General features: G+C 46.0%; 9 protein-coding genes. 6 read left to right on the top strand and 3 right to left on the bottom strand.

Going from position 1 to position 9649, the window contains the following annotated elements; translation table 11 throughout:
* From BACCOPRO_RS18595 to BACCOPRO_RS15805, 3 genes are all read right to left on the bottom strand, one after another.
* Positions 1-546: primase-helicase family protein (locus BACCOPRO_RS18595; protein WP_008145214.1), on the bottom strand; the 546-nt coding region annotated here is incomplete at its 3' end.
* A gap of 276 nt (positions 547-822) precedes the next feature.
* A complete protein-coding gene (locus tag BACCOPRO_RS15810; protein ID WP_004328110.1) occupies positions 823-1212 on the bottom strand; it encodes a virulence RhuM family protein in 390 nt (129 codons plus the stop codon).
* The gene (locus BACCOPRO_RS15805; protein WP_005775881.1) at positions 1209-2432 is read right to left on the bottom strand and encodes a site-specific integrase; all 1224 of its coding nucleotides are present in this window, start codon (positions 2430-2432) and stop codon (positions 1209-1211) included. Before BACCOPRO_RS15805 ends, BACCOPRO_RS15810 begins: the two co-directional genes overlap by 4 nt.
* 298 nt (positions 2433-2730) lie before the next feature.
* Here BACCOPRO_RS15805 and BACCOPRO_RS15800 point away from each other — a divergent pair, with 298 nt between their 5' ends.
* The 6 genes from BACCOPRO_RS15800 to BACCOPRO_RS15775 form a co-directional block, all read left to right on the top strand.
* Positions 2731-3603: a DUF8429 coiled-coil domain-containing protein gene (locus BACCOPRO_RS15800; RefSeq protein WP_008145213.1), complete on the top strand. Its 873-nt coding sequence runs from the start codon at positions 2731-2733 to the stop codon at positions 3601-3603.
* An 8-nt stretch (positions 3604-3611) separates the two neighbouring features.
* Positions 3612-4973, top strand: coding sequence for a S41 family peptidase (locus BACCOPRO_RS15795; RefSeq protein ID WP_008145212.1), 1362 nt, complete (start codon positions 3612-3614; stop codon positions 4971-4973).
* Positions 4974-5085: 112 nt separating this feature from the next.
* Positions 5086-6549 carry a TolC family protein gene (locus BACCOPRO_RS15790; RefSeq protein ID WP_008145211.1) on the top strand — a complete coding sequence of 488 codons (1464 nt, stop codon included), beginning with the start codon at positions 5086-5088 and terminating at the stop codon, positions 6547-6549.
* Positions 6550-6558: 9 nt separating this feature from the next.
* The gene (locus tag BACCOPRO_RS15785) at positions 6559-7551 is read left to right on the top strand and encodes an HlyD family secretion protein (RefSeq protein WP_008145210.1); all 993 of its coding nucleotides are present in this window, start codon (positions 6559-6561) and stop codon (positions 7549-7551) included.
* Between the two features lie 10 nt (positions 7552-7561).
* A complete protein-coding gene (locus BACCOPRO_RS15780) occupies positions 7562-8719 on the top strand; it encodes an ABC transporter permease (RefSeq protein ID WP_008145209.1) in 1158 nt (385 codons plus the stop codon).
* A 15-nt stretch (positions 8720-8734) separates the two neighbouring features.
* Positions 8735-9649: ABC transporter permease (locus BACCOPRO_RS15775; RefSeq protein ID WP_008145208.1), on the top strand; the 915-nt coding region annotated here is incomplete at its 3' end.

Genomic DNA, 9649 nt, shown 5'->3' with positions numbered 1-9649 from the left:
TACCTCGTCCACCACGATGAGCAGTTTTCCTGCCCAGTCGGAATTGAACTGGCTGCGGAAGTCCTCGTTGGTATTGAAAGTGACATTGTTTTGAAACACAGCTTTCAGGAAGTTCAGGAATGTACTCTTGCCCGTGTTGCGTTCTTCTGATACCAACAGCAGGATAGGCAGTTTCTGCACGGGTTGCAGGTAGAGCAATTGAAGATAGTCCATGCCCAATTCATACTGTTCACCGAAGATATGGCGCACCAATGACCGGATACAGGGAAACTCGCCTTGTTGCGGACGGTGTCCTATCGGCTCGTAGAGGTTCAGGAACTTGTCCACCACGGGACGGTAGTCCACATGGTCGGGGACGGTGCAGAAGCCGTCGTACTTCGGCACGGTGGCGAGATAGTCCTTGCCGTAGTCCTGCCGCAGTGTTTCGTTGTTCCACACGATGCGCTTCTTCACATAGCCTCCGTTCAGACGGGGCTGGTTCACTAACTTGTAGAGGGTAGTACCCACACGGATAAACTCCTCATTTTCAAAGTTGCCTTGTTTCATTAGCACTTCTTTTTTTGTTTAATCAGTGCAAAACTCGGCAATTAGCGCAGAACGGATTAACAACTCACGCATACCTCACGTAAGATTTTCTTGGATTTGGCTTTATGACATACTACAAAAGCCCGAAGAAATGCCATTCTAATGGATTTTTCTTCGGGTTTGTCGTAATCGTACGTATGAATGGCAATACACCTATTCACATACTCGTATAAATACATTGTTGGCAATGGGAATACGCATAGGTCTCACTACTTCATGTCGTCATATCATTAGAACTTATGCCTGATAATTAGACATATCCCAACCATTTATACCCAGCGAAAAGAAGATATTTGTTTTCTCTTTTCGCAAGTACAGCCTTTTAAATATGGCATTGCGCACCTGTTCCGCACCGAAGCTGTCAATGCGGAAAGCAAGTGCGACTATCATCGGAAAGCTGAACACATCGGCATGATACCCGTTCTCCTGCCGAACATACTTCTGTACCTCGTATTCTTTTAATGCTCCACTGTTATAGATGTTTCTGATGGCAGAACGAAGTGTCGGAGCAATTACTCCGAACAGTTCCACCAATTCCGGCTCGCTCATCCAAATGTTTGAGACATTCTCCGGCATGATGATATTGCCGGATTCATTCACTGTTATGCTGTTTCTTCTCATACTCATGACATCGTTATTCCGTTAAACGTCTTACTCAGTTTGTCGCCGAACATGGTCAGGTCGTTGTCGAGCTTCTGCGTGGTTATCTTTGCGTAGAGTTGGGTCGTGACTATATTCGTATGTCCCAACACACGGCTTACGCTTTCAATGGGCATCCCCTTGCTCAAAGCTAATGTTGCGAAGCCATGACGACTGCAATGAAATGATATTGACTTGGTTATGCCACATTCCCTTATCATCCGTTTCAACGGTTTGCAGATAGACCAATAGTTCAAGCCGGGGAATATACGATTGTCTTTCTGCATCGGTCGGTAGCGTTCGACTATCTGCAAGGGTATATCCAGCAGCTTCACTTGGAAGGCGACTTTTGTCTTGTGGCGTTTGGACAATATCCACTTCTCGCCGTTCACCTCCACGATGTTGTCATTCGTCAGTTCCTGAATGTCCACGAACGACAAGGCGGTGAAACTGGCAAAGATGAAAATGTCACGGATGTATGCGAGCTTGCTGTCTGCAAACTCATGTGTCATGACCGCTTTCAGTTCATCCTCCGTCAGATATTCCCGTTCTTTCACATTGGGGCTGATATGAAACTGGATGAAAGGATTGCGCGGTATCAACCCGTTATAATGCGCTTTCATGACCACGCCTTTCAGCCACATACAGTTTGCCCATATCGAACCGTTCCGCAATCCGGCTTCAGTCGAGAGGTATGCGGCGAACTCCTTGATGAAATCGGGAGTAAGTTCCAACATGGACATATCGCTGCGTCTGTAAAACGACTTGATAAAGGCGGCTACATGGTTTCTTGCCCGTACACGTGCCCGATAGGTAGCCATTACCCTGTCTTTGCCTACCCGTTTCTTGAACACTTCGTTCTCACGGTCGAATGCTTTTAGCAGCGTCTCATACTCGCTGCCGATTCCCTGATAGGCGTTGCGCACCATCTCAGCCGTAACAAATGCCTCGCGGTCTGAAATGCGCTGGTAATGTTTGATGATTTGCGCCTTGATGTTGTCAAGGGCAAGGTTGATGTCTCGTGCCTCGCGGCTCTTGCCTTTCGCCTTGTTTCCTTTCACGTCCCAAAGCGTTTTCGGGATGTTCTGCTTACAACTGAACTGCGCCACAGTCCCGTTGATTGTCACTCGTCCCATGATGGGGACAATACCGTTTTTCTCCTTGCTGCCGTTCACGTAGAACAGAACCTTGAATGTGCTTCTTGCCATACTCGTTTTTTGTTTGCAAAGTTATTACTCAACGAGTTAGACCTTGATATGCCAACCTGTGCCACAAGCTGCCAAATACAACACGGTGTGTTAAAAATCACCATTCGGCGGGTAATGATTTGGAGACCGTTCTTCTTCATAAATCCGCTTTCCTTTACGTTACCTCGATTTTTCGCCTGTCCTCATTTGTCTTCGCAAACGCCTTATTGACAGGCATTACGAAGACATTTGTCCCTTTTTATTCGTCTTTTCCAGAGATTTTTCGTATTTTTGCCAAAAATCATAGCATTCATACAATATGGACAAAAACAAAAAACTGATTATAGTTATTATCATTCTGGCGGTAATTGCTGGTGGAGTTTCGTTCTTTGCTGTACATGAAGCACAGAAAAATAAGGAAATGAGCGAGTTGTTTGCTGTAGAAAAAGAGGAAATGGAGAATGAATACAGCACCTTTGCCACCCAATATGACGAGCTGCAGATTCAGATCAACAATGACTCTTTGCGGGAAAAACTGGAAAGTGAAAAACTGAAGACCCAACGTCTGCTGGAAGAATTACGTCAGGTCAAGAGCAGCAATGCCGCTGAAATCATGCGTCTGAAGAAGGAATTGAAAACAGTACGTGCCGTATTGCGTACTTATGTCATACAGATTGACTCTCTGAACCGCTTGAATGCAGAACTGACCAAAGAAAATCAGGAAGTCAAGAATAAATATTCGGCAGCAACAGCACAGATCAGCACACTTTCAAAGGAAAAGAAAAGTCTGAACGAAAAAGTCTCGCTTGCAGCACAGCTGGATGCTACCAATATTATCGTCAATCCGATGAACAAACGGGGCAAGACTGCCAGAAAAGTGAAAGACGTCAAAAAGATCTCCATCCAGTTTACAATCGTAAAGAATATTACGGCTGAAACAGGAAACAAGACATTGTATATCCGGATCGCCAAACCGGACAATGATATTCTGACCAAGAGCGAAGCCAATACTTTTGCTTATGAAGACAGAAACATCGGCTACTCCATCAAAAAATACATCGAATACACCGGAGAAGAACAAACCGTTACGGTATACTGGAATGTGGAAGAATTCCTTCCCTCTGGAAATTACAGAGTATACATCTTTGCCGACGGAAATATGATCGGTCAAGGTTCATTCAGCATGAAATAAGATTTCGCATGAAAAGAACTGCTTTTTACCGTCTGATCTATGGAACGGTTATCTCCCTGACATTAATGGCATGTGGAGAAGACCGCTCGGGAGAATATTATGCATTGATTGCCAGCAAAACATGGATTTACGAAACCATGCAGCAGAATTATCTCTTTTATGAAGATATTCCTGCTGAAGAGAGCCTCGACTTTTTCCAGACTCCGGAGAACTTCCTGAAAAATGCAGCCTCCAGCAGGGATCAGAAAAACGGTACGTTGTTTTCTCACATTGACTCGGTGAATGTCTCCCGCGCCTTAAGCAGCAGCCCTACATTCGGATATGAAGCAGCCCTGATACGGACAGGAAGCGGAGACTACGCCATACGGGTGCTTTACACCCAGCCGGGATCTCCTGCTGAAGAAGCCGGATTAAAAAGAGGAGACTGGATCATTGCAGCCAACAACAAAAAGATAGGAAGCGGAGATTACAGCAAATATGTATCTGCACCGACTCAATCATATACCTTCACTTTAGGCAACTATAACGGAGAAGGATTCGACACACTGGGAGTTACTGAAATTCCGGCTCCCCGGTATATTGAAGAAACCAACCTGATGAAGACCAGCTTTATCACGGCCGGAAACCGGACTGCTGCCTATATTCTTTACAACAGTTTCGGCGCAGATGATACCGAAACATTGCAGAATATGTTCGTTGAGATAGCTGCCCGCCAGCCCAATGACATCATTCTTGATTTGCGTTACAATCCGGGCGGATATGTCAGCACATCTCAATTGCTGAGTACCTTGCTTGCTCCCCAGAATGCCATGGGACAGACTTTTCTGAACATGACTTACAATGACAAAATTGCGAAAACGGAAAGTTATCTTTTCGAACCTTCGCTCATCCCCGGAGGAACACCTCTCGCCTACGAGAATCTATACATCATAACTTCAAACAATACGGCTTCGGCCTCTGAAATAGTCATAAACTGTCTGCGTCCTTATCTGAAAGAAAGACTTTTGCAGGTTGGTACAGCAACTTTCGGCAAGAATGTGGCACAAAGTTTATTTACCGATGAACAGAGCCCGCAACTGGAGCTGTGGCTGACAACTGCGTATCTCAGCAATGCCGAAGGATTCCAGGATTATTTTGACAACGGACTGCAGCCGGACTATGAACTCGCCGAGAACTATGCAGGAGAACTTGGAGAGCTGGGTACGGCAGAAGACATGTTGCTGGCACCTGTATTCACAAGAATGGCAACAGGAAGCTTCCCTGCCGGAGAAGACACAGCCACAGAGACAACGCGTTCCAATCCGAATGTAGAGGTAACCCATTGTTCGATCAGTAAAAAGCCGAAACTGGCAAAGAATAATTTCCATTAAATTTTGGTTGCATTGACACTCTTTTCAACAAAATGCTTGGGAAGTTTGTTAGAATGTCATACATTTGCACTGTTGCATAAGCAACCAAAAGAACACAAAGACCCAATTGGCCATGAAACGAATCTTAAGCCTCATCGTTTTTACTGGCATAGCTATCGGAAGCTATGCACAGCAAGTATTGACTCTCGACAGCTGCAGAACGCTGGCCCTTGCCAACAACAAGGAATTACGCATCTCACAGGAAAAGATCAATGCAGCCCGCTATCAGAAGAAAGCGGCATTCACCAATTTTCTGCCCAAGATTGATGTCATGGGAGCGTATATGCGTACGCAGAAAGAAATCTCTCTGTTAAGTGACGAACAGAAACAGACAATCAGCAACATAGGAACAGCTACCGGAGCACAGCTGCAAGAGGCCTTGCAGCAACTGGGGGCTTCAAACCCGATGTTGGGATCTCTGCTCCAGCCTCTTGCCGGAATGATCCCCGGACTCAGTGCCGGACTTAATGGCATAGGACAAGGTATCGTGGATGCTTTTCGAACGGATACCCGAAACATGACATTAGGAACCGCTACACTGACGCAGCCGCTGTTCATGGGAGGAAAGATCATCGCCTACAACAAGATCACCAAATATGCAGAACAGCTGGCCCAATCACAACATGCCACAGGCATGCAGGATCTGATTCTAAACACAGATCAGGCTTATTGGCAGGTCATTTCTCTGGTCAATAAGAAAAAACTGGCTGAGAGTTACGTTGAACTGGTCCGCAAGCTGGATTCAGATGTAGAAAAGATGGTGGCAGAAGGAGTTGCAACCCAGGCGGACGGACTGAGCGTCAAAGTAAAAGTCAATGAAGCAGAAATGACTCTGACACAGGTGGAAAACGGCCTGAGTCTTTCCAAAATGGTGCTTTGCCAGTTATGCGGTCTGCCTTTAGACAGTGAAATAAGACTGGCAGATGAACAAATGGAGAACCTCAGCCTGCCCAACGTATATACGGAGAGCAATGTAAATACGGCCCTGGCCAACCGGGAAGAATTGCGCAGCCTGGAACTGGCTTCACAGATCTACCGGCAAAAGGTCAATGTAGTCAGAGCAGACTTTCTTCCGTCTGTTGCATTCACCGCCAATTATCTGGTCACCAATCCTTCATTAATAAACGGATTTGAAAACAAGTTCCGCGGAATGTGGGCTGCCGGAGTTGTTGTCAAGATTCCGGTATTCCACTGGGGAGAAGGTATCTATAAGGTAAGAGCAGCCAAAGCCGAAGCCAACATTGCCCGCTATCAGCTGGAAGACGTCAGAGAGAAAGTCGAGCTTCAGGTTACTCAAAGTTCATACAAAGTAAACGAAGCGTCCAAGCGTCTGATTATGGCCGAGAAAAACATGGATAAAGCCAATGAGAACCTGCGTTACGCCAATCTCGGCTTCAAGGAAGGAGTAATTTCCACCAGTAACGTACTGGAAGCACAAACAGCTTGGCTGTCAGCTCAATCAGGAAAGATTGATGCTCAGATCGATTTAAAAATGAGTGAAGTATATTTAAACAAATCAATGGGAACTTTAAAATAACAAACAGATATGGCTGAAAAAACTCAACGCAACAATGTTTTGCTGGCTTTCATTACTTTAGTGGCCGTAGTTGCCGTAGTCAGCGCAATAGGCTTCTTTACGTTAGGAACTGAACCGGAAGTCATCCAGGGCCAGGCAGAAGCGACTGAATACCGGGTATCCAGTAAAGTACCGGGCCGGATCTTAAAATATTTCGTATCGGAAGGCGACCAGGTGAAAGCCGGTGACACACTGGCAATTCTGGAAGCTCCGGACGTCATGGCTAAACTTTCGCAGGCACAGGCTGCGGAACAGGCAGCACAGGCACTTAACGAAAAAGCAATCAGAGGCACACGTGCCGAACAGTTGCAGGCTGCCTTTGAAATGTGGCAAAAGGCCAAAGCTGGTCTGGAGATTGCTGAAAAATCCTACAACCGCGTCAACCGTCTGTTTGAACAGGGAGTCATGACTGCCCAGAAACGCGATGAAGCCAAGGCACAATATGATGCCATGGCGGCAACCGAACGTGCAGCTCATGCTCAATACACAATGGCCAAGAATGGAGCACAACGGGAAGATAAAGCCATGGCGGCAGCACAGGTGGAACGCGCCAAAGGAGCCGTTGCCGAAGTGGCTTCCTATATTGCCGAAACCTATCTGCTGGCTTCTGCTGATGGAGAAGTAACCGAAGTGTTTCCCAAAGAAGGAGAACTGGTGGGAACCGGAGCTCCGATTATGAATATAGCCCGCCTGAACGAAATGTGGGTTACATTTAATGTCCGTGAAGATTTCCTGAAGCAATTCTCCGTCGGAGGTGAAATCAAGGCTTATATCCCTGCCCTGGAAAAAGAAGCAACCTTTAAGGTTACTTATATGAAAGATCTGGGAACGTATGCTGCCTGGAAGGCAACCAAGACAACCGGACAGTATGATCTGAAAACATTCGAAGTGAAAGCCAAGCCCGTACAAGCTGTTGAAAACCTGAGACCTGGTATGTCAGCAATCTGCACGATCAATAAATAAACAGGAAATTATGTGTCTGCTCAATATTGCCAAACGAGAAGTTCTGCGCATCGCCGTCCGGCCGCTGTATCTGTTTTGCATGATTATTGCGCCGGTATTCTGTTATCTGTTCTTCACCACCCTGATGGCGAACGGACTGCCGACAGACCTGCCTGCCGGTGTTGTGGATCTGGACAATACTTCTACCACGCGAAATATTATCCGGAATCTGGATGCCTTTCAGCAGACACATATCGTAGCACACTATCCCAGTGTCATGGAAGCCCGAAAAGCTATCCAGCGGGGTGAAATTTATTCTTTTTATTATATTCCCGAAGGAACTACAGAAGCAACCCTGGCCAGCCGGCAGCCTAAAGTTTCCTTTTATGTCAATTATTCCTATCTGATTGCCGGCTCATTGCTTTACAAGGATCAGCGGACCATTTCCGAACTGGCAGCCGGAGCTGTCGGACGGGCAACCTTGTATGCAAAGGGAGCTACGGAAGACCAGGCCATGGCCTTTCTGCAACCGATAGTCATAGATACTCACGCGCTGAATAATCCATGGCTTAACTATTCGGTTTATCTCTGCAACACGCTGTTTCCGGGTATTTTAATGTTACTTATATTCCTGACCACCATTTATACCCTGGGAGAAGAAGTGAAAAACGGAACAGGCAGAGAACTGATGCATTTAGCTGATAATTCGATCACCAAAGTACTGATCGGGAAGCTGCTTCCACATACCCTTGTTTTCTTTGTCATTGCAGTATTCTATAATGTATATCTATATGGATATTTACATTATCCCTGCCACAGCGGAATCTTTCCGATGTTATTGGCCGGACTTTTACTGGTACTCTCCTCACAGGCCTTCGGTGTATTCCTTTTCGGCCTGTTCGGATCTTTCCGTCTGGCCTTGAGTGCCGCCTCTTTATGGGGAGTCATTTCGTTCTCCATTTCCGGATTTACATTTCCGGTTATGGCCATGCATCCGACCCTGCAGGCATTGTGTGTCCTGTTTCCTCTGCGGCATTATTACCTGCTTTATGTCAATTTTGCTTTGAACGGCTATCCGCTGATCTACGCATGGCAGGCAGTAGTAGCCTTACTTGTATTCCTGCTTCTTCCTTTCCTGGTATTAAAGAAACTGCGGACTATTCTGCTGCAATATGTTTATGTCCCCTAATAACACGATAACCTCATGAAAGAACGTTCATTCTCAGATATTATCCGAAACGGCCTGGCTGGATTATTCCACATCTTTGCCAAAGAACTGAAAGCCACGGTACGCGATGAAGGAGTACTCATCTTTTTCCTGCTGGTACCTCTAGCCTATCCGCTGGTGTATGCTTTCATTTATACCAACGAAGTGGTACGTGAAGTTCCTGCCGCAGTTGTGGATGACAACAACTCTACACTTAGCCGGAAATATTTACGGTTAATGGATGCAAGTGCCGATGTGCAGATCCAGTCTTATTGCGCAGACATGGAAGAAGCTAAAAGTCTGATGAAAGAAAAAAAGGTATATGGCGTTATCCATATTCCAGAGAGTTTCAGCCGGGACATATCTCAAGGTCGTCAGACTCAGGTCAATATTTATTGTGATATGAGTGGTATGCTGTATTACAAAGCCATTCTGCTATCAGCGACCAATGCCTCTTTAACTGTCAATGAACAAATAAAAATCCAACGGATGGGAAATACAACCCAGCGGCAGGATGAGGTCAGCACGGCTCCTATTGAATATGAAGATATCTCTCTATTCAATCCACAGGACGGGTTTGCCAGCTTTCTGATTCCGGCCGTACTGATGCTGATTCTGCAACAGACTTTGCTGCTGGGAATCGGTATGTCTGCCGGAACGGCCCGGGAAACCAACCGCTTCAAAGATCTGGTACCGATCGGACGCCATTATGAAGGGACATTGCGTATTGTATTTGGCAAGTCTATGGCCTATTTACTGATATACATTGCGATCTCAGCATATGTTTTATGTGCTGTACCGCAAATGTTCAGTCTGGTACAAATTGCCCAGCCTTCGACTTTGATGGCTTTCATCTTCCCTTATCTGCTGGCCTGCATTTTCTTTGCCATGACCTGCTCGATTTTCATCCAT

This window comes from Phocaeicola coprophilus DSM 18228 = JCM 13818, from assembly GCF_000157915.1.
In the GTDB taxonomy this organism is placed as follows: Bacteria; Bacteroidota; Bacteroidia; order Bacteroidales; family Bacteroidaceae; genus Phocaeicola; species Phocaeicola coprophilus.
The sequence above is the reverse complement of the archived record's forward strand: the minus strand, read 5'-3'. Positions and strand labels throughout refer to the sequence as shown.

Bases quoted from the DNA above. Each gene is read 5' to 3' on its own strand.
- BACCOPRO_RS15785 (WP_008145210.1), top strand. From the start codon at position 6,559: ATGGCTGAAAAAACTCAACGCAACAATGTTTTGCTGGCTTTCATTACT.
- BACCOPRO_RS15800 (WP_008145213.1), top strand. From the start codon at position 2,731: ATGGACAAAAACAAAAAACTGATTATAGTTATTATCATTCTGGCGGTA.
- BACCOPRO_RS15795 (WP_008145212.1), top strand. From the start codon at position 3,612: ATGAAAAGAACTGCTTTTTACCGTCTGATCTATGGAACGGTTATCTCC.
- BACCOPRO_RS15780 (WP_008145209.1), top strand. From the start codon at position 7,562: ATGTGTCTGCTCAATATTGCCAAACGAGAAGTTCTGCGCATCGCCGTC.
- BACCOPRO_RS15790 (WP_008145211.1), top strand. From the start codon at position 5,086: ATGAAACGAATCTTAAGCCTCATCGTTTTTACTGGCATAGCTATCGGA.
- BACCOPRO_RS15805 (WP_005775881.1), bottom strand. From the start codon at position 2,432: ATGGCAAGAAGCACATTCAAGGTTCTGTTCTACGTGAACGGCAGCAAG.
- BACCOPRO_RS15810 (WP_004328110.1), bottom strand. From the start codon at position 1,212: ATGAGTATGAGAAGAAACAGCATAACAGTGAATGAATCCGGCAATATC.